The 21,979-nt window shown below is 45.3% G+C and carries 15 protein-coding genes; 2 read left to right on the top strand and 13 right to left on the bottom strand.

Annotation, left to right across the window (positions count from 1 at the left end):
• Positions 1-247 precede the first annotated feature (247 nt).
• Positions 248-2,035 (top strand): nitronate monooxygenase family protein, encoded by a 1,788-nt coding sequence (locus AAE02nite_RS13570; RefSeq protein ID WP_146898289.1) that lies wholly within the window; start codon positions 248-250, stop codon positions 2,033-2,035.
• Positions 2,036-2,264: 229 nt separating this feature from the next.
• On the opposite strand, the gene AAE02nite_RS13565 is transcribed toward AAE02nite_RS13570, so the two are convergent.
• From AAE02nite_RS13565 to AAE02nite_RS13510, 12 genes are all read right to left on the bottom strand, one after another.
• Positions 2,265-2,507 (bottom strand): hypothetical protein, encoded by a 243-nt coding sequence (locus AAE02nite_RS13565; RefSeq protein WP_146898288.1) that lies wholly within the window; start codon positions 2,505-2,507, stop codon positions 2,265-2,267.
• Between the two features lie 115 nt (positions 2,508-2,622).
• On the bottom strand, positions 2,623-3,411 hold the full coding sequence (locus AAE02nite_RS13560) for an ABC transporter permease (protein WP_146898287.1): 789 nt from the start codon (positions 3,409-3,411) through the stop codon (positions 2,623-2,625).
• On the bottom strand, positions 3,408-4,145 hold the full coding sequence (locus tag AAE02nite_RS13555) for an ABC transporter ATP-binding protein (protein ID WP_146898286.1): 738 nt from the start codon (positions 4,143-4,145) through the stop codon (positions 3,408-3,410). The genes AAE02nite_RS13560 and AAE02nite_RS13555 overlap by 4 nt, the downstream gene beginning before the upstream one ends.
• Positions 4,142-5,422 carry a nitrous oxide reductase family maturation protein NosD gene (gene nosD / locus AAE02nite_RS13550; RefSeq protein WP_146898285.1) on the bottom strand — a complete coding sequence of 427 codons (1,281 nt, stop codon included), beginning with the start codon at positions 5,420-5,422 and terminating at the stop codon, positions 4,142-4,144. Before nosD ends, AAE02nite_RS13555 begins: the two co-directional genes overlap by 4 nt.
• 148 nt (positions 5,423-5,570) lie before the next feature.
• Entirely contained in the window at positions 5,571-6,617 is a 1,047-nt protein-coding gene (locus AAE02nite_RS26700; protein ID WP_246151022.1) for a nitrous oxide reductase accessory protein NosL, read from the bottom strand.
• A 71-nt stretch (positions 6,618-6,688) separates the two neighbouring features.
• Positions 6,689-8,692 (bottom strand): Sec-dependent nitrous-oxide reductase, encoded by a 2,004-nt coding sequence (gene nosZ / locus AAE02nite_RS13540; protein ID WP_146898284.1) that lies wholly within the window; start codon positions 8,690-8,692, stop codon positions 6,689-6,691.
• Positions 8,693-8,714: 22 nt separating this feature from the next.
• Positions 8,715-9,239, bottom strand: coding sequence for a c-type cytochrome (locus AAE02nite_RS13535; RefSeq protein WP_146898283.1), 525 nt, complete (start codon positions 9,237-9,239; stop codon positions 8,715-8,717).
• A 450-nt stretch (positions 9,240-9,689) separates the two neighbouring features.
• Complete coding sequence (locus AAE02nite_RS13530) at positions 9,690-10,274, bottom strand: HPP family protein (RefSeq protein ID WP_146898282.1); 585 nt, start codon at positions 10,272-10,274, stop codon at positions 9,690-9,692.
• A 37-nt stretch (positions 10,275-10,311) separates the two neighbouring features.
• Positions 10,312-12,198, bottom strand: a complete 1,887-nt coding sequence (locus AAE02nite_RS13525; protein WP_146898281.1) for a chloride channel protein — start codon at positions 12,196-12,198, stop codon at positions 10,312-10,314.
• A 207-nt stretch (positions 12,199-12,405) separates the two neighbouring features.
• Positions 12,406-14,505, bottom strand: coding sequence for a polyphosphate kinase 1 (gene ppk1 / locus AAE02nite_RS13520; RefSeq protein WP_146898280.1), 2,100 nt, complete (start codon positions 14,503-14,505; stop codon positions 12,406-12,408).
• A gap of 192 nt (positions 14,506-14,697) precedes the next feature.
• The gene (gene gyrB, locus AAE02nite_RS13515) at positions 14,698-16,656 is read right to left on the bottom strand and encodes a DNA topoisomerase (ATP-hydrolyzing) subunit B (RefSeq protein ID WP_146898279.1); all 1,959 of its coding nucleotides are present in this window, start codon (positions 16,654-16,656) and stop codon (positions 14,698-14,700) included.
• Between the two features lie 369 nt (positions 16,657-17,025).
• Positions 17,026-18,051: a UDP-glucose--hexose-1-phosphate uridylyltransferase gene (locus tag AAE02nite_RS13510; RefSeq protein WP_146898278.1), complete on the bottom strand. Its 1,026-nt coding sequence runs from the start codon at positions 18,049-18,051 to the stop codon at positions 17,026-17,028.
• Between the two features lie 357 nt (positions 18,052-18,408).
• Between AAE02nite_RS13510 and AAE02nite_RS13505 the strand changes: the two genes are divergently transcribed.
• On the top strand, positions 18,409-19,002 hold the full coding sequence (locus AAE02nite_RS13505) for a porin family protein (protein ID WP_170252600.1): 594 nt from the start codon (positions 18,409-18,411) through the stop codon (positions 19,000-19,002).
• Positions 19,003-19,098: 96 nt separating this feature from the next.
• Here the strand turns inward: AAE02nite_RS13505 and AAE02nite_RS13500 are convergent, their stop codons facing one another.
• Positions 19,099-21,762 (bottom strand): alpha-L-rhamnosidase-related protein, encoded by a 2,664-nt coding sequence (locus AAE02nite_RS13500; protein ID WP_146898276.1) that lies wholly within the window; start codon positions 21,760-21,762, stop codon positions 19,099-19,101.
• Between the last annotated feature and the right edge of the window lie 217 nt (positions 21,763-21,979).

Here is a 21,979-nt window from a genome sequence, read left to right as displayed (position 1 = left end):
AGGACTTTGATCATAAAATAATGTAACCCGCATCAGATAATGCTAAACCCGCCCGGTATAGAAACGCCTAATTTAAAAAACAATGATGGATATCAACCGGGCTACTAATCCTGGTCATGCCAGAACCATATTAACCACGCTACCTTTCGGAACCGGCAAGGCGACGACGCATCTATTTATATAATAATTTATATAATAGGCTAATTCTGATTCTTGTCTTTACCAAACTAATTTAAATTTCTCTAAGATGCAACCAACCCGCCTACACACCTTCCACATCCCGGTTATGGGACTTGCTTTTTCTATTGATACGCCGTTGAAAGTGGCCCGTTACGGCATTTCCTCGGTGTTGTCGCTAAGCGATGATACCTTGCTGGAACAAATGCGGGAATATTACAGCCGGCTTAACGAAGAACCCTTTACCCCCATTGGTACCGATCAGGAAGATTTCCGGGCCCGGCGTGTTACGGCCTACCTGAATTTATTAGACAAATTGGTTTTGGCCCAAACCGAAAATTTGAGGCGCCAACCTTTTACCCCGGAATCGGACCTGACCAAATATTTTACATTACTGCCCGACACCTCACCCGTTAAAGCGCAATATTTACAAATGCTGCAACTTTCGAATCCGGAAGAGATAAAGCAGGCGGAGGACGCTTTACGTGCCATGGTGCAGCCCGGCGCCATTGATGTAAATATTATGACCAAATTAGATAAAACCAACTACCGGAAAAACGGTGAGCCGTTGCCTCCGGAATATTCCGACGCGCTGGCAGCGCTACGGGGTTTTGCCAACAGTTCGGTTGCGGCATCGGTGGTGTTTTCGGCGGGTATGAATATGCGGCTTTACGCTTACCTCGACCAGTTTGCCGATTTTCAGCCAGATGCGGCTGGTAACTTCCGCAAAAAAGTAATTATAAAAGTGAGTGATTACCGCTCGGCGCTGGTGCAGGGCAAGATATTGGCTAAAAAAGGAATCTGGGTTTCGGAGTTCCGGATCGAATCGGGTTTAAATTGCGGCGGCCACGCCTTTGCCACCGATGGATATTTATTAGGCCCCATTTTGGAAGAGTTTAAACAAAACCGGCAAAGCCTGCAAAAAGAATTATTCGGAATGTACCAGTCGGCCCTTACCCAAAAAGGATTACCGGTTGCATCAGTGGTGCCGGATCAGCGGGTAACCGTACAGGGGGGCATCGGCACTGCCGCCGAACAAAACTTCTTAATCGAATATTACGGGGTAGAAGCCACCGGTTGGGGAACGCCTTTCCTGCTCGTGCCCGAAGCCACCACCATAGATGCCGATACCCTGGAAAAACTGGTGCAAGCCCGCGCCGAGGATTTATACCTGAGTCCTATTTCGCCTTTGGGCGTGCCGTTTAACGCCTTGCGGAACACCAGCAGCGAAGAAGTAAAAGAATACCGCATCGGCCGTGACCGGCCTGGTAGCCCCTGCACCAAAAAGTACCTGGTATCTAACACCGAGTTTACCGAAACGCCCATCTGCACGGCTTCGCGTAAATACCAGAAATTAAAACTTAACCAGTTGCAGGCTTTGGACTTACCCGTAGCTGAGTACCAGGAAAAAGCTCAAAAAGTACTTGCCAAAGAATGCTTGTGCGATGGTTTGGCCAACGCAGCTTTGCAGGTGCTCCAAATTGGCCGGAAACCCGAAAATCGTCCCGTGGCTATTTGCCCCGGCCCTAACCTGGCTTATTTCTCCGGTGTTTTTTCTTTGGCCCAGATGGTAGATCATATTTACGGCCGCACCAACCTGCTCAACCAAACTCACCGGCCACACCTATTCCTGAACGAATTAAAAATGTACCTCGATTATTTCCGGAACCTGGTTGCAGAACAAGTACCACCGGTAACCGACAAGCAACAGAAATATTTGCAGGCATTCCGCCAGAATCTACTCCAGGGTATCTCCTACTACGAAGAAATAATACCCCAAATATTTACCGGAAAAGCGGAACAGGAACAAATGCAGGCGCAATTAAACCAAAGCAAAGAGCAGTTACTATTAACCTAAAAGAGCTCCGCTAAAAAGAAATATTTTTATCCTTCACCAAATAGTTGTTGCTTATGTAAATTATGGCCTGGAAAGTCTATTCTATAGAGGAATGCAGTTATGGTTAGAGAATAGGTTTTACAATAATTAAGTTTTCAGAGCTGTTGTACAAAAATGTAAGACCCCTCTAAGCTATAAAAAAATAATCCTGCCGGTTATGTAAGCGGCAGGATTATTTTTTAATTATAAATTACTCAGAAGACTTTTGACTTTGTTCTTTGGCGCTTTCGGCCGAACTAATCGTATCCACTTCAAAACGGTTATCAGGACCGGGATCTTCGCTTAACTGGGGCGACCTGTTCTCGTGGGTATTTTCTTCCACGTGTTCGGCGGAGTTAATATTACCATCAACTTCCTCGCCGGCTGTATTTTTAGCATTGTCGCCGCAGGCAAATACGAAGACGCTGCTTAATAATAGAACTACTTTTTTCATCGGGGTTAAATGATTAATTTCTATTTACATTATAAACTTATCCTTCCATAATAAACTACACCAGCTATTAATCTAGCTTATTTATAGCGTGCCCTAATTATTTCTAATTACTATTTTAAAAATCTTTATGTTGTACTTTTCGCAGGAATATTACCAGGGGAATTATTATCCATAGCAACAAAGCCCCCAGCGACACCGCCATACCTGACGCTGTACCGAAAAATTTATTAAATACGGCACCGGTGTAGCCCAGCAAGGCAGCCGTTTCCAAACGCAGTAAAATCAGAATACGCGACAAATCAATGGGGTTGAATAAAGTCAGGCCGATGGTGGCTTTCTCTAAAGGGTAATCGTTGAAAATAACCAGGAAGGCCAGCAGCAAGCCATCGTAAATAACCGCGGCAAAAAGCCAAATCAGGATAGCAATGCCAAAACCTTTTACCCGGTCTTCGAACAATACCGATACCAGAAAAGCCAGACCGGTAAAAATAGCGGTAAGCAAAGCGCCGCACAGCGTGAGCATACCCAAATGCACGCTCTCTTCGGCGGTGCCGGCAAATAATATAAAAGCAATGCCTAAACCTAAACCCAGGCTTAACATCAGCGACAAGGTTAAGCCTAAATACTGGCCCAGAAAAATATTATTGCGCTTAAGAGGTTGAGCCAGTAACAGTTCGGTAAATTCGCGGGAGTTATAAGCGTACATCACCCCAAACACGGTGCTGATTAGGGGCACCAGCAATAGTATAATATTCAGCAAACTGACCAGGGCTTTGTTAAAATCGCCGGAGAAGTACAGCAGCGTAACCGAAATTACGAGAAAAAACAAGCCGTAGAGCAGCGCCCACCAGCTTCGCCAGGTGTCGTAAAAAGAATATTTAATTATTTTGGTTAAAGAGTTCATGCCGCTTTTAGATTAAGCTTTTTAGTTTTTTTTTCGGATTGCAGCAATAGTTGGGCAATGGCTCGTTCGAGGTTGCGCTCATTCTGGGTTTGCACCAGGTTTTGCACTGTGCCTTTAAAGTATATCTTGCCTTCGAGCAGGAATATTACTTCATCGGCCAGTTCTTCTACTTCGCTCAATATGTGCGTGGTCAGCAAAATGGTTTTGCCCTTATCACGTTCTTCGCGTATCAAATCTTTCAGCTTCAGGTGCGATACCGGGTCCAGACCCACCGATGGTTCATCAAAAATGAGGATATCGGGGTTAAACATAAAGGCCAGAACGGCATTTACTTTTTGTTTGGTGCCACCCGATAGGTTTTTAAGCTTTTTATCGCGCGCGTCTTCCAGGTTAAAATAAGAAATATATTTTTCTTCGTTGGCAGGCGTCTTCCGGATATCCATGGTCATGCGAAATAATTCCATCATATTCAGGTTCTCAGGAAACCGGGCAATCTGCGGCATGTAACCAATGCGGCTTTTGTAGCGCCAGTTATCTTTTATGTTTTCGTCTTGAATAAATATTTCTCCCTTATCGGGTTGGGTTAAACCCAATATGCTTTTAATGAGCGTAGTTTTGCCGGAGCCATTAGGACCCAGAAAAGCATATATTTTTCCTTTCTCCAGGCTTATATCAATACCATTGAGCACCTGTAACTTACCAAATGCCTTGGCTATATTTCTTATTTCTATCATGACTTCCAAACGTTTAAACGGGTACTGGGCTCGTTATCCAGTACGTTTTCGGGGGTAAGCACCGGGGCCACCTTTTCCATCAGCTCCAGCAAATCTATAAACAAGCTGCGCAGCAACACCACCGAAGTTGGTATATCTTCGAGCAGGTAAGAAAATAGTTTCACCGGTTTGTGCGGTACATCGCCGGTGCCGTCCTTGTCTAGGTCGTAGCCGGTATAGCTGCTCCAGTAATTGGCCCGGAAAGTATTGTGGCTGCTGTAATTGGTGCTGGTACTAATTTCGAAAGTATTCCCGATAAAGTTATTTTGCTCAAAGGTTAAGTCTTCGCTGCTGCCCAACAGGCGCACGGCCCAGCCATTGTTCCGGAACTCGTTGTTTTTGAGAAGAAGCCGCGAAGAACCTTCGGCGTAAATACCGGTGGTGTTTTGCCGGAAAATATTCCGTTCTATGTAGCCGTCGGTAATATCTTTCAGCAGAATGCCGTAAGCGGCCGCACCCCAGTTTTCCTCAAATAAATTATCAGTCATGATAATATTGCGGGAGTACATAACGGCAATACCCGATCCGTTGCGCATAAACTGATTGCGCTGGTAGCTGTTGTTATCGGAAAACATAAAATGCAAACCATAACGCAAGTTGTTCTGGCTGATATTACCGGTGATGGTACTGTTGCTGGATGTTTCCAGGTAAATACCGTCGCGGTGGCCCGATACTTTATTCGATACAATATTTATATGGTCGGTCCGCCATAAATGAATAGCATTGCCGGAAGTAGATTCTTGTTTGGCATTGCCACGAATTAAATTGTGGCTCACGGTGCAGCTATCGGTTTGCTCCAGGTATACGCCGTAATAAGAATTTAAAATGGTATTATTCCGTACCGTTACGTGGCCGCCGCCGCGCACCCGCACCGCTGCATAATTTTTGGTAAAGCTTTCTTCTACGTTCTGGAGGGTAAGGCCCGCAATTAATACATTTTCCGCCATTACCGAGAAAATGCCTTTTTTAAACCTGGCATCCAGTACCGCCTGTTGCCGGCCAATAATGGCCAGCGGTTTATCTATAGTAATTTCGTTTTCGTGGTATATTCCGGCATTAACCCAAATGGTATCGTAGGGCTGCGCCAACCGCACGGCCTCTTTTACCGACCGGATTTTTCCGGTGGGACTCACCGTAAGGGTTTTGGCGAGAATAGTTGCTGCCCCCAACAGAACCGGCAGCACCAGGGCCAGCACGGTAAATAAAAAGTTTCTGCTATGTTGGGGAAATGTTGTCATTTTTTAGTTGGATGTTGCCCTTCCGGTTAATCCTGGATGGAACACGATTAGATTAGATATGTTAGATTCAAATTAACCCTATTTTACCTTCAAAATTGAAAAGGTCTTCTGGTTAGGTATTAATCTATCTGTTTAGTTCTTAAATATTTTACATCATTTGCTTGGCCTGGCCGGCAGCCAGTTGCAGCACCTCGGCCCAGTGCAGCAGTTGGCCGGATTTTTCGCGGGCTATTTCGGCAGCGGTATTTTGGTCAGCAAAGGCGGTCAGGTTCAGGCCCATGGGGCTGGGTTGCTGCTCGCTCTGCAGAAAGATGGCTTCAGCCGCGTTAACAAATTCTCCGGGCCGGTTATAATCGGTTACCAGCAACAGGGCGGCTTCTGTATTTTTTTGCTCGTTCACATAAGCCGCCAGGCATTCGGCCGAATCAAATTTAAAAGCTTTACCTTTTGAGGTAACCAATTCGGCTCCGTACCGATTATCCGAAATGGTCATGCGGCAATGATCACAACTATCGCTACCGTAGGCAATAGGCTGCGGTTCTACGGAACAGGAAAATAATAGCAAGCTGGTAGTTACGGCGCTAATCTTACCGAATGACGTTAGTGGTAAAGTTTCGCTTTTAGTCTCTTTTTTAAAGGCAAAATAAATAGCTAAAAACAATAACAGCACGGCTATGCCAAAAAAGTACCCGCCGAAATCCGGAAATGAAGAAGCCGTAATGTTTAGCAAAGTTTTAATGCCTAAAAACGGCGGCGAATAAGTCATGCCCGGAACTTTAATAGGCGCCAGCGGGCTGAGGTTATTACCGAATTCCTGAATCCAGTAATAAAAATCTGCCAGGCCAACAGTACCGGCAATTATTAATAAAGCAGTATAAGCAACCAAAGCTTTCCGGTTACGCCAGAATAAAACGCCCACACTTAATAATATTAAACCCATGAGCACGTAAGGCATAATATTTAATTCCACAAAAGAGCCGGGTTTAATGGCTTCCATGCCTACGTAGTGATTCAGAATATTAATATTTTGTAAGGTAAATTCGTCGGTGCCGGTAATCTGGTGGATCCAGATGTACATGTCGAGTCCGCCGGGATATTGCGGCGCTTCCAGGCGAATATGCCACAATGGCACAAAAAAGATAGCCGCTAAAAAAGCACTGCTTAACAGTAATAAAATGGTGGAGGTCTTTTTCATGGCCTTGTTTTTTTATTAGTACCCAGGCTGCTTTGTAAGCAACCTGGGTACAAGAATTTAAATGTTATCTATTAAATGGCGGGTTTCTTTTTCTCGCCCAGCCAGAATTTAACCGGTGTGTTGGCACCTTTTGGAGAAACCCGGGCATAACCCTGCATTTCCTGGTGTAAGGCCGAGCAGAAGTCGGTGCAGTAGAACGGTGTTACCCCGGTTTTGGTAGGTACCCATTTCAGGGTTCTGGTTTGGCCAGGCATCACCAGCAGTTCGGCGTTTTGGTTACCCATTACGGCAAAGCCGTGCGGTACGTCCCAGTCTTGCTCCAGGTTGGTTACGTGGAAGTAAACCTCATCACCCAGGTGGATACCTTCAATATTATCCGGCGCTAAGTGGCTGCGAATGGCGGTCATGTACACGTGAACCTGGTTGCCTTTACGTTCCACCCGGGCATCAGCCTCTTTAATAGTGGCATGCGGGTGTTTATTTTCATCGAGGCGGTAGAATTTTTTCGAATTTTTCGCTACCATATCGGCTTTAATGGCCTGGGCGTAGTGCGGTTCGCCAAAAGTAGGGAAATCGAGCAGCATTTTCATTTTATCGCCGCTGATATCAATTAGCTGGGCAGTTTGGGCCAGTTCCGGACCGGTAGGCAGATAACGGTCTTTGGTAATTTTATTCATGGCCAGTAAATATTTACCGTCGGGGTTCTGGGTATCGCCGCCCGGTATCATTAAGTGACCGATTGAATAATATACCGGAATCCGATCTAAAACTTCGCGTGATTTAACGTTCCATTTTACCACTTCTGAAGACACGAACATGGAGGTATACGCATTGCCTTTGTTGTCGAACTCGGTGTGCAGTGGTCCTAAACCTGGTTTTTGTACTTCGCCGGCCAGCACACTTTCGTATTTCAGCACGGGGATGCCGCTAATGGTATTATCATAAGATTTATTCTCGATGGCTTTTATCATTTTAGAATAAGAGTGCACCGGAATAACAGCCGCCAGTTTACCACTTACCACAATATTTTCGCCGGTAGGGTCTACGTCAACGCCGTGTGGCGATTTTGGCACCGGAATCAGGTACATCATGCCGGGGCAATCTTCGGGCAATAATACCCGTACCGTTTTCTTCTGGGTAGAAACCGCTGTATGCGTTTTTTCATCCATCATGTTGTGGTAATAATTAGCCGGTATTTCGCGGGCTTTGCCCTGCCGGGCATATTCGGCAGCTTTTTTCCAGTTAATGGCGGCTAAATAGTCTTTATCGTTCTGCGATGCGCCCATTTCTTTCAGGGTACCGGCTTTCTCGGTGTTATAAGAAGTAAAGAACATCCAGTCAGCAGACGGGCCTTTACCCCCATTAGCTAAGTCGAAGTCGAAACCGGGCACCAGAATCTGGAAGTCAATATCCATGTGGCCGGTGTTTTTATCTACTTTTATAAAAGAAAGCGAAGCCCGGAATTTGTCTTTATACGTATCAAGCGGTACATCCTCAATGCCACCATTATCGGCAATGGGTACGGCAAAGCGGGTACCGGCCACTACGTATTCGGTATTATCTGTCGGGTACGGCGAGCAGTGCTGGCCAGCGCTATTCGGAATCTCAATTATTTCGGCCGTTTCGAAGGTGGTCAAGTCTAAGCGGGCAATCCGGGGGGTATTGTTGCCGTTTACAAATAACCAGCGGCCATCGGGCTTACCGTCGGTGCGCGATAATTTGGGGTGGTGCAAATCGTCCCACGGAATCTGGCCGAACGAGGTTTGCAGCATAGGCTTGGTTTCTTCGTTGTAGCCGTAGCCGTTTTCGGGGTTTTGCGAAAATACCGGAATTACTTTTAGCAACCGGCCTGAGGGCAACCCGTATACGTCTACCTGGCCGTTAAAACCGCCGGAAAGGTAAGCGTAATATTCGTCGTGCTTGCCCGGAGCTACGTAAACTTTTTTAGCGGCATCGCCGTCGGCACCAATGGCCGAATCGTTGCTGAGTGCAGATTTCTGACAATTGGTCAGGGCAAGCGTTCCCAGGAGCAGGCAACCGGCACCGGTTAAGACTGATGTGGTTAGTTTTTTCATGATGTTTATTACTGGTTTAGGTTTACTTCTTAGTTTGAGTCCGGAAATATTCCAGCACGGACCGTGCTTCGTCTTCGGTTAAGTTCTGGTTGGGCATTTGGGTCATGAACTCCCCGAGCAATTCTTTGGCGGTAGGGTCCTGCTGTACCATTTCCTGCGGATTCAGAACCATGTTCATAATCCATTCGGGCTTGCGACGTTCGGTTACCCCGGCCAAATCCGGACCTACGTAGCGTTCGCCAAACTTGTGGCAGGCGGTACATTTGCTCTCGAAAACCGCTTTTCCCTTGTCAGCCAAAGCCTGGTCAATTTCAGCGCCCAGACTTACGTTTTTTACAGGACCAATACCGGTACCTTCATCGGCAGCGGGTGCTGCTGCGGCAGCCGGACTTTCGGTGGCGGCGTTTTCCTGCTCGCTCTGGGTGTTTTTCTCGTTACTGCCCGAAGAGCAACTCACGAAAAAGAAACAACTCAGGGCTAGCCCCAACGCTGGATTAAGGAGTTTTTTCCAGCGTAAATTGTGATGTTTTGAAATTTGCTTTCTCATATTTTATTGCGTTAAGTAGCTATTTACCCCTTTTTTGGGCCACTAGTTACAGAACAAATGTAAAGGGCATTAGAATAATTATAGAAGATATTAATCTCTTTTATTGATGATTAATATCATGTTTAGGTAGGCCGCAGCAATAATCTACTCATTATACCTTGGTTACTAGCACTTTACCACGGATGGTTTGTATTATTGTTTTGCCGCTGCAGAATGATTTCAGAAGAAAAGCCAATGAATACGATAGTTGAAAAAAATTTCTAAAAAATAGCTGGCGCTGATTTGAATGCGTGGAAATGGCAACGCTGATCCCTAAAACTACTTGCTGATAATTATAGAGAGGCCTGCTGATTAATATTAAATATCAGTTAGAGAAAACTTCATCCGCCTACAGGTAACCCGCAGGAAGAAAATGATACTGGCTTGAAATAATTTAAAGTAGACATCTGGTTAGTGCCGGTATTTTCTTTTCCAGATGCGGTACCATTTTTTATTAATGGGATAGCTGCGGCGGGGTGTTACATTATTAAATACGAGGGCCACCAACAACAAAATAACGGCTCCGGATAATACCGGATTTAATACATACAGATAGCCTAAACTTGTAATTTTTGCCGAGCCTATATTGGCAATCAGAGCGGTGGCGCCACCGGGCGGATGCAGGGTTTTGGTTATCTGCATCAGCACAATCGAGAGCGAAACCGAAAGTGCGGCCGCTAACCAGACTTCCTGCGGAATTAACTGGTGAACGGTCACGCCTATCAGGGCGCTAATCAGGTGCCCGCCTATTAAATTCCGGGGCTGGGCCAGCGGACTGTTAATGATGCCGTAAATGAGGACGGAGGAAGCGCCAAAGGAACCAATCAGAAAAATATTATCGGCCGGCGTAAGATAAGCGCTGTGCAGCAGCCCAATTAAGCCAATGCCGGTAAATGATCCGATAAAGGTCCATAAATGTTCTTTGGAATCGACTAAGGTCTCTTTGTAAAAAATAAAACGGGCCAGCCGCAAGTGCTTTTTTAACTTTTTGTTCATGTAAGCTAATAATCAGTCGGAACCGGTACCAGGCCACTTATTTTGAGCCTTTTTTTACCGTAGTAATCAGTTTTTGTCCGTGCTGTAAAATTTTCAGACTATAATTTTTAAGCGAAAGATTGGCGACTTGCTTTTCGTGCTCGTCCAGGCTTTTTTTATAGGCCCCAATAATATCTTTATAAGTCAGCACCCCCATAATGGTATTCTCCCGCGATACCACCGGTAGTACGTCCACATTTTCTTTGGCCATTATTTCTACGGCCATCCGCAGGCTGCTATTAGCCGAAACTGAAACCGGCAGGCGTTTTATAAGGGAGCCAATTAAAGTTTCGGAATGGTGATGGCTGCTGTACAAATTAGAGGAACTGATGATGCCTTTAAACGTTTGGTCAGGATTTACGATTACAAAAAAATTGCTATTGTATTCCTGCTCTTTTTCCAGCCATTCCCGTACTTCACCAATGCGGTTTTCGGCACCTAAGGCCAGCCGGTTTTCCTGTATTACCTGACCAATCGTTACTTTCTCTAAAATATCCGGCTCGTAGGAATGCGGCGTTTTTACGCCCCGGCGGGCAATCTTCTCGGTCATGATTGTATTTTCCATCAGGAAAAAAGAAACAAAATAAGAACCGGTGCAGGAAGCCAGCAGCGGCAACAAGGCGTTGGATTGTGAGGTGGTTTCGATGGCAAAAATAATAGAAGTAATTAAGGCCCGGGAGGCGCCGGCAAACATCGCCGACATGCCCACCAAAGCAGCCAGGATGAGTGTAACCCCCGCTTCCGGAAAAAGAAAAATAATAATGCTGCCCAGCAAAGCCCCGGCTGCCGCGCCAATCGTTAACAAAGGCGCCAAGGTGCCGCCCGAGGTGCCGCTGCCCAACGCAATTACCCAGGAAACAAATTTTAATAAACCCAGCGATAAAACTAACTGCACCGGAATATTGCCCGATAGAATATCGGTAATATTTTCATAACCGACGCCTAACGTACGCGGCGCGAAATAGCCAACTACGCCAACGCCCAGGCCGCCAATGGCCGGCCACCACATCCAATGAACCGGTAGCTTTTCGAAGGCATCTTCCACCAGGTAAACCAGTTTGGTTACCACCACCGACAGCAGCCCCACTACAATGCCAATAGCACTATACCCTACCAACGCCGGATTAGAAGGTATCCCAATTAGCGTATCGATGGGAAAAACCGGGCCACCTTCGAATAAGAAATGGTGCCCGGCGGCCCCGGTTATACAAGCCAGCGCAACCGGAATAATGGAACGGGGTGAAAACTCGAACAGCAGGAGTTCTATGGCCAAAAATATAGCCGCCACCGGACTGCCGAAAATAGCAGACATACCAGCTGTAGCGCCGGCAGCCAGTAATATTTTGCGCTCGATATGGGTAATATTTAATAGCTGGCCCAGGGTAGAACCTAAGGCGCCACCCGTGGCAATGATGGGCCCTTCAGCACCAAAAGGGCCACCGGTGCCGATAGAAATGGCGGAAGAAATAGGCTTTAAATAGGTAATAGAGGGCTTTATTCGGCTCTGGTTGGTTAAAACCTGCTCCATGGCCTCGGGAATACCGTGCCCGCGAATAGCTTTAGAACCGTATAAAGCCATTAACCCAATAATTACCCCGCCAATGGCCGGCACTACTATTACGAATAAACCCAGTTGGTGATGGGCCGGACTTACCGGCTCGACCGATAAATTACCGTAAAAAGAAATATGCGTTACCAGGTCAATTAAATAGACTAATAACTTAGAGATAAAGCTGATGCAAATGGCTATTACTACCGCTAAAGCCGCCATTATTAAAAGCCTCTTTTTATCCGGCGCTATTTGCGGCCGCATATTTTCAGCTTCTAAAGTTGATGTTAAGGAAACAGCTATAGGAATTCCTTTATCCGGAATATTATTTTCCATGGTTTTTTTCCGCTTGTTCTAACTTCTCTTTGGCATGTTTTTACTTCGTAAAGGCCGCAAAGATAGGAAGCACAAAATAAAATCCGGCACCAAAGTGCCATACGGATTTTAAAAGACCATTCTGCTCTAAATCAAAAACCGCTAACTGGCTTGCATATTGTTATCAAAATACCCTCATTTGGTGTGTAACGTTTTTTGTTCTTTTAACTAAAACAACTTTATTTCTTCGTCGGGGGCAATTTGCATGTGGTAAAACTCCCGGTGAATATTAAAGGCTTCTTCTTCGGGTTCGCGTTTTTTTATGTAGGCGCCATCTTCGCGCATGATGTAAGTATTCTGGTTATCTTTTAAATTATACAGTAATATTTTCATGGCTTCCCGCTTAACGTTTTGGTCTACAATTAAAAAAAGAGCCTCAATGCGGCGGTCGAAACTGCGCACCATCATATCGGCGCTGCCGCCGTATACTTTGGGTTCGCCGTTGTTATGAAAATAAAACAAGCGGGTGTGCTCCAGAAACTCGCCTACAATAGAGATAACCGAAATATTTTCGCTCAGTTCCTGGCGCTGCGGCCGCAAACAGCAAATGCCCCGCACAATTAATTTAATGGGCACCCCGTCTTTGGAGGCTTTGTAAAATTCGTCAATAATTTCTTTGTCTTCCAGCGAATTCATTTTCATTACAATACCGCTGGGTAAACCATTACGGGCATTCTCGGCTTCGGTGCGGATGAGTTCCAGAATTTGGTGACGCATATCTTTCGGCGCCGTAATCAGGTATTGGTAATCATTTGGGAAAGAATGGCCGGTGATAACGTTAAAAAACTCCGATACATCGTGGGCGTAGGTTTCGTCGGTGGTTAACAAACTGATATCGGTGTACAAGCGGCTGGTTTGCTCATTGTAATTACCGCTGCCAATATGCACATACCGGGTTACCTTCTCGCCTTCTTTCCGGATGATCATGAGCATTTTGGTATGGGTTTTATACTTGCTGATGCCGTAAATAACAAAGCATCCGGCTTTTTCCAACTTCTCCCCTTCTTTAATATTCCGTTCTTCGTCGAATCGGGCTTTTACTTCAAACAAAACCGAAACGTGTTTCCCGTTTTCAGCGGCTTTGAGCAAGGCAGCGGTTACCCGCGACTGATCGGCCAGGCGGTAAATAGTTTGTTTGATAGCCAGAACATTCGGGTCTTCGGCAGCGCGCTCTAACAGTTGTACCACGGGCTCAATGCTGTTAAACGGATGATGCAGTAATACATCTTTCTGCTTTAGTACCTCAAATAAATCGCTGTGCTCTGAATCGGGTAAGCCAATGGGGTTCACCGGGTTGGGCTGGCGGGTTAATTTATCCAGGAAATTGGTGTGCCGGATTATTTGCCACAAACTTTTCAGATCCAGCAAATTATTAATTATAAAAATATTGGCATTATCAATGTTCCAACGCTCTTTTAAGCCTTTTAAAAGCACCGGCGACGGATTTTTTTCCATTTCAACCCGTACTACCCGGCCTTTTTTACGTGTTTTGAGCTTTATTTTTATTTCGTTAATAAAATCGGCATCAATGTCGTCGCTTTCTTCTAAAGTAAAATCGCCGTTCCGGGTTATCCGGAATAAATCAATAGATACTATTTCAACATTCCGGAAGAGCGTTTCGATTTGCCACCGGATAATTTCTTCTATCGGCACAAAAAGCAGTTTATCTTTCCGCTGAATTTCAAAAAACCGGGACAAATTCTGCGGAATCTGAATAAAAGTTAAGCGGTTCTGCAGTTTGGCATCATCGTTACTTTTGGTAATTACCCCAAAAATAAGGGCCTGGTTCATCAGCAACGGAAAACCATGGTAGTTATCGTAAACCATGGGCGTCAGCATCGGGAAAATAGTGTTAAAATAAAACCGACTGGCTTTCCGCTGTTCGCCTTCGGTTAAATCATCTATTTTACAAATACTAAATCCGCTTTTATTAAACTGCAGCTTCCATTCTTCAAAGGTCAGGTAAACATCGGTTACCAAGCGGTGGGCAAATTCCAGGAGTTTACGCCGGAATGGCAATTCCCGTAAGCCCGAGTAATCTACTCTTTCTTTACCGTAATCTATATAATTATACAAGCTGCCCACCCGGATCATAAAAAACTCATCCAGGTTAGAGGCGGTTATGGCTAAAAATTTTAAGGCATCAAATAATCCCCGTTCCGTACTCTTGGCCTGATCCAATACCCGGTAATTAAACCGAATCCAGCTTAGATCACGGCTGATATACTTACTCTTTCTGATTTGATCCGAAACTTTATTTAACTCCATAGTTACGCTACTGTTTGGCTTTTGCGGTATTGTTTGCCTGCTATCTACAACCCGAAAGTTGTAAATTTATTCTCTGAATAAGGTTTTAAAGATGCGAATTAACCTATTATACGTGCAAACTTTATTTAATTATATTATAAAAAAAGCTTGCCGGGTGGGCAAGCTTTTTATAAAACGAAAGCTGTTTACTTTTTATACGTCTACACGGGCATATTTGGCATTTCTTTCGATAAAATCGCGGCGCGGTGCTACCTCGTCGCCCATGAGCATCGAAAACAAATGATCTGCCTCAGCCGCCGACTCGATAGTTACCTGCTTTAAACTGCGGGTATCGGGGCGCATGGTCGTAGTCCAAAGCTGTTCGGGGTTCATCTCGCCCAAACCTTTGTATCGCTGCACCCCTACCGAGTCTTCTTTACCGCCCTTGGCCAGTTCTTTAATGGCATCGGCGCGTTCCTGTTCGGTCCAGCAATAGCGTTCTTCTTTGCCTTTTTTAACCAGGTAAAGCGGCGGCAAAGCAATATAAATATATCCGTTATCGATCAGGTCTTTCATATACCGGAAAAAGAACGTCAGAATCAACGTCCGGATGTGGCTGCCGTCAATATCCGCATCGGTCATGATAATTATCCGATGATACCGCAGTTTTTCCATGTTCAGGGCTTTGTGGTCGTCGGCGGTACCAAAGCTTACCCCCAAAGCCGTAATCATGTTTTTAATCTCGTCGTTCTCGTAAATGCGGTGTTCCTGGGCTTTCTCTACGTTCAGGATTTTACCCCGCAACGGCAGAATAGCCTGGAATTTACGATCGCGGCCTTGTTTAGCCGAACCACCCGCCGAGTCACCCTCTACCAGGTATATTTCGCACTGGGCCGGATCCGATTCGGAGCAGTCGGCGAGTTTACCAGGTAAGCCGGTACCTGATAAAACGCTTTTGCGCTGTACCATTTCGCGGGCTTTCCGGGCCGCCTGACGGGCCTGTGCCGCTAATATTACCTTCTGGATTATGATTTTGGCTTCGCGCGGATTTTCTTCTAAAAAATCGGCCAACATTTCGCCTACAGCAATATCCACGGCACCCATTACATCGGAGTTGCCCAGCTTGGTTTTGGTCTGGCCTTCAAACTGCGGCTCCTGCACTTTAACCGAAATAACGGCCGTTAAACCTTCCCGGAAATCATCGCCTTGAATTTCTACTTTGGCTTTTTCGAGCATACCCGACCGCTCGGCGTATGATTTTAAGGTACGGGTAAGCGCCCGCCGGAAGCCGGCTACGTGAGTACCCCCTTCGATGGTATTAATATTATTTACGTAGGAGAAAATATTCTCGGTGTAAGAAGAGTTGTATTGCAGTGCAATCTCAATAGGAATATTGTTTTTTTCGCTTTCAACGTAAATTGGTTCCGGAATCAGGTTTTCGCGAGTTTCTTCGAGGTAAGCAACAAATTCTTTCAGGCCGCCTTCCGAATAAAAAGACTCGCTCAGGAAAGTGCCGTCCGCTTTTTTCTCCCGCAAATCGGTAAGATTAATTCGAATACCTTTGTTCAGGAAAGATAATTCGCGTAAACGGCCGGCAATGGTGTCGTATTTGTATTCGGTAGTGGTAAAAATAGAATCGTCGGGCTTAAACTGCACCGTAGTACCGTGGCTCTCCGTCTCACCAATTTCCCGCACCGGATATTGCGGTATGCCAATTTTATAAGCTTGATCATATATTTTACCATTCCGGTAAACGGTAACGGTAAGGTCGGTAGACAAGGCATTTACGCAGGATACGCCTACGCCGTGCAAACCACCCGAAACTTTATAACTATCTTTATCGAATTTACCGCCGGCATGCAACACTGTCATTACCACTTCCAAAGCCGAACGGCCTTCTTTGTGGTGGAAGTCGGTAGGAATACCACGGCCGTTATCGGAAACGGTGACAGAGTTATCTGGGTTGATAGCAACATTGATGGTATCACAATGACCGGCCAGGGCTTCGTCGATGGAATTATCAACTACCTCCCACACCAAATGGTGTAAACCTTTAACGCCAATGTCGCCTATATACATAGCAGGCCGCTTCCGAACTGCTTCTAAACCTTCTAAAACCTGTATGCTATCCGCTGAATAATCCGATGTTTTTTTCTCTTGTACTTCGCTCATGAAATGTTCTAATCTCAGGTTTATTTTAATTTGTAAAGATACGTATATTCCGCCGTTTTAACTAGTAATTTGTTCAGTTTCGCAGGTAAAAATAGGCCCTTTTGTTTAATTATTTGCCTTATTTGTTAAATATTACCAAATAGCGGGTATAGGGCTTTTTAGTATAAATATTTGATTGATTTTTAATTAATTGGAAATAATAATTCCCGCTTAATACTCACCAAATTAAAAGATATAAAAATGCCCCGATTCAGTCCGAACCAGGGCATCTTATCTTTAAACCATCTGCTGCAAGCTTAACTAAACCAGCGCAGATAAACTATTTTTATACGTATTAACCAAGCCGAAACCGCTAGCTGAAACTCCTGTTTATTTCAGGCTCCGCAGCCGCTCGGCGGCCCACTCGGCGGTAATATCACGTTGCGGATTGCCTAGCATTTCGTACCCCACCATAAACTTTTTAACAGTGGCCGACCGTAACAGCGGGGGATAAAAGTGCATGTGAAAATGCCATTCGGGGTGTTCCTGCCCATCGGTAGGGCTTTGGTGCATACCCGCCGAGTACGGGAACGAAACGCCAAATAATTTATCGTAAAGCGTAGAGAGGGCTTTTATTATGGCCGCAAAGTCGTTTTTTTCGGCCTCGTTCATTTCTAAAATATTGCCAAAATGGCGCTTGGGAATTATAATAGTCTCGAAAGGCCACACCGCCCAAAAAGGCACCAATGCCACAAAAGCATCGGTTTCCAGTACAATACGCTGCTTTTCTTCCTGCTCCAAAACCAAATAATCGGCGAGTAAGCTCCGGCCGTGCGCTTTGTAATACGCCAATTGCTGTACGGTTTCCTTCGCGGGCTCTACCGGCACAGTGCTCTGGGCCCAAATCTGGCCGTGCGGGTGCGGGTTGCTGCTACCCATCACGGTGCCTTTGTTTTCAAATATCTGTACGTAATTAATAAAGTCGAGCGCGCCTAATTCCTGATATTCCCGCTGCCACACATCTACCACTTTCTTAATTTCTCCCACTTCCATATCGGTTAAGGTTAGGTCGTGGCGCGGCGAAAAGCAAATTACCCGGCAAATGCCCCGTTCGGCTTCGGCTTTTAATAATTCTCCTTTCCGGAAGTCACCCAGTGGCACGTTGGCCTGCAATGCACCAAAATCGTTATCAAAAACAAAGGTTTGGGTGTAAGGCGGGTTGTACTCGCCATTGGCCCGTACGTTGCCGGGGCACAAGTAACATTTAGGATCGTACTGTGGTCGTTCTTCTTTCGGAATATCTTCCTGCTGGCCTTGCCAGGGTCGCTTGGAACGGTGTGGCGATACTAAAATCCATTCGCCGGTTAAAGCATTAAAGCGGCGGTGCGGGTGTTCGGTCAGATCAAATGCATTCATGATTTTATTTCAGCGGTTATCTTCTTCAAACGAAATAACCCTTATGAGCGGTTAATAATATTTATTTATATCGTCTATTCGCCCGGTATTTAGGCCCGCTAAAGTTAATAGTTTATTCCACTATTTCGGGCTAAGGTCTGGACCTGTTGTGGTCAATCTCATTAAATAGCTATCCCATATTAGAAAAAAATAATTCAGTAAATTTCTTCCGTCCAGATTTAGGCCCGCTTAAAACTTAATCGATAACTTTGCCGCCAAACAAAGTACTCTTTGTTTAACTATCCCTTTACAAAATATTAACCTTTTTTCGGGATATGCGTGATGTAGGTGCAAATGCCCGATAAATCTTTTACAACTATGAAAAAAATTTTTCTTTTTACCATCGCTGTTTTCTCTTTTACCCTGGTGCAGGCCCAGCGGACCCATTTTGGCCTGAAAGGCGGTTTTAATGCTTCTACTTTAAAACTTAAAAACCAGGATAATTTCGATTATAAACTGGGGCTGCACGTGGGCGGCCTGGCGCATATTCATATAACCCGCCAGATTGCCATACAACCAGAATTATTATATTCTAACCAAGGTGCCAAGCTACAAAATTCAGAAGTTAAACACCACATAAATTACATTACGGTACCAGTAATGGGCCAATACATGTTCGGCGATGGCTTCCGGCTAGAGGCCGGCCCACAGGTTGGCTTTTTGGTAGGTGCTAAACGCCAGGATCAGGATGATAACCGGTTTAACGTTAAAGAAAACTACGAGGCCGTTGATTTTTCGCTGGCTACCGGACTAAGTTTTATAAGCAGTTCGGGTTTGGGTGCTGATTTCCGTTGGCTGTTTGGGTTAACCAATATTAACGACGTACCGCCCCGGACACCTTTAAAAAACCACCTGGGCCAAATAGGAATATTTTACCTGATAAACTACAATAAAGCCCGCCATACGCACTAAAACCAGAAAGCCCCGGCCGCTAAACCGGGGCTTTTTCTGAAATATTCAATAATCCTTAATCAAATATTACATTTTCGTAAATATTACCGCAGGAACTTAAACGCCATCCTCCAGAAGTTTAATAATTCGTAAATAATCCAGCAAGGCCTGGTTTATTTCTCCATCCATGTTTTCATTGGCCGGATCAAATGAAAGGCAAAGCTGCTGTTCTCCCGCCGTTAAATAAGTTACGATAGCGTTGCTAAAGCCCCAATCCGACCAATGCTGATCGCCCCGCTGCGGAAACACCACCGTTCCCAGTAAATGCGATTTGGTTTTTAGCGTACGCAAAGCGCATTTGTTATTGGTATTGATGGGGCCATTGCCATTGGCATACCGAAAATCTAAGGCATATTTACCAGCGGCAGGCAGATTAAGATTAAAACAAAGTTGCGTGTTGAGGTTCCGGCTGATTTCTACGTAACCAGTACCGGAATAAGCAGTACTGCCAAAATCTGCCTTCTCGGTGAAGTCTTCTGCTTCGTAGAGCCATATATTTTCGGTCGGGAGCCTAGTTAAAGGTTCGCTCGCAAAAGACTCGTAATTATTTTTATCCACGGCTATTACCTGATATTCCCCCGCTTCCTGCAATAAGATACTTAACTGCTCTGCCCCAATTTTAGCAACTTCACGCCCGTTTTTGATAATTTTATAGAACACGGCGTTAGGTACCGGCTGCCACGAAAGCAGATTTTCTTGCAAGGTAACCTGCGGAGTAGCCGGAGAAAAAGCCTCGCAGGATAAATTAATCTTTAGAGCTTCCGGGGTTTCATCAGCTAGGGTAATCCGGATATCGTGGAGTCCCGTCAGCGAAGCTGGAATTTCAGGTTTATCCAGTATTTGATCATCCAGACTGATAGATTTTATTTTGTTCCCAAAGCCACTCAGATAAATATTAAGAATAGCCTGTCGGTAATGAAAATTCGTAAGCTGGTGACTGCCTTTTAAAGCTTCTGATACAAAGGGCTGCAATATTAATTTATCGGTTGTGAAAGTTAACCCGAACAATACTTTATAAACCAGACTCAGGTTACCCGATAAACTCCACAACATCTCGTCCGAATTAATAACCGTCCCGGCAAAATCCCCATCGGTAGCTACAAAGTTTTCTTTATTCGTCAGAAATAAAGCGGTAGATCGGTAAATGGCGCTTGAATTGTGAATTAAAGCAGTTTGGTTACCAGTTTTGGCCACAGCCAGCGACCAGAAAGCCTGTACAAAAGGCCAAACGGCATTGTTATGGTAAGGCGGAATAGCCGGAATCTGAGGAGATATACAAGGAATACCAAACGCCCCTACCGGCGTATTTTCTATAATTAACTGTTGCTGTTCAGGTTCGGCAATGTCAAACAACACGCACAGCGCTTCTCCTAAAGCATCGGCCCGCGGCGATAAAATTTTAAATAACCGGCCGTATAAATATTGGCCATAATAGTTTTTCTCCGGCAACCAGAAATAGGCATTAATGCTGGTTTTGATTTTGGCCGCTATAGCAGCATATTTTCCCGCAGTTGCATTATCACCCAACAGGGTTGCCATTTGGGCCAACACGAAGTTAGCGCCATAGTGTACCGCATTGGTACTCAAACAAAACGATTCGTAAATATCGGCCGGCTGCATCCATTCGGGGTAAGTTTGTTCCCGCCAGTCCAGGAAAGAAGATTCGCCTTGCACCAGGCCAGTTTCGCTATCGTAAATATTATGTTCATCGTCCACGAGCGTTTGCTTAATAATTGCGTAAGCTGTCCGGAGCCACTCCTGGTCGCCGGTTACTTTAAAAATTTCCCAGGCGGCTACAGCCCAAATCTGTCGGTCCGTAGAAACCGGGTAAGCTCCGCCGGTGCCCGTATCTTGTATAATGCGATTGTTCCGGACTTTATGCAGCAAACTATTTTGGGCAATATCGGGCCGCAGCAAAGCCATAGCCAGAATAGCACTGTAACTTACATCGCGGGTCCAGACGCCGGCCCATTCCAGCCCGGTCCGGAAAGTATTATCCGGCTCCACATCTTTCTCCATCTCTTCGAGCGATAAATTATACAAGGCATCCAGCAACACATAATCTGATTTGTACTGCGGATAAGCTGAAATATCGCGGCTTAATTCCCAACGGCGGAGCGGCACGTCGGGCTCGTCCGGCGGATTAAGGGTAAGCGTGATGTCGTAAATACCATCGCCGTCGGCATCGTGCAACTGCATATCTTTCTGGTAACCCAAGCGGTCGAAATTCCAGGACAAGGGCGGCATACTGCCCGCTACAAAAGCGCCCTTAAACTCCTGGCGGTAAATTTTGGTGCCGTTATAGGTGGTGTAAAAACCTTTTTGCCGGAAGGCGTCTAATACCTCCCGTAAATCTAAGCGCAGTTTTAATGTGGTATGCGGGGCCAATACGGCATCCAAAGACAGATGAGAGTCATCGATATACCGCTCGCCAAACTTTATGATGGGAGATACGCAGATGCCGTCGGTTGAACGACAATGAATAATGTGATCTTCGCCCCACGCCATTTCGTTATCTAACCCGTTCAGGCTAAATTTAAAATAAATGCGTGGTGGTTGGTGGCTATTGGTAGGACTTTTGTAATTCGAGATAAGTTCGGTCCGTGACAATGCGCAGGCTTCAAAAATTTCCTGCATCACCCGGTCAGGCAACACCGTGTAACGTTCGGATTTAAAAATAGGCTTACTGGCGGAATACTTCGAAGTTGGCGCTGCCGGCATAAAAGGTTTTAAAGGAATCAAAATTATATTTTGGGTTCTATACGAACTTTTAAGCATTGGTTATGCGAAATTAACGGATTAACCGCATTAATGCTTATAATAGCCCTGCTACAAATTATACCTTAAACTACTTATCTTACCAGCAATTGTGCTAAACCTTAAATTTATAACAATACCAACGGCTACGCGTTACTATAGTGCCACACCAATTCCACAT

Source organism: Adhaeribacter aerolatus, from assembly GCF_007991635.1.
Lineage (GTDB): Bacteria > Bacteroidota > Bacteroidia > Cytophagales > Hymenobacteraceae > Adhaeribacter > Adhaeribacter aerolatus.
This window is presented reverse-complemented; position numbering and strand designations above follow the sequence as displayed.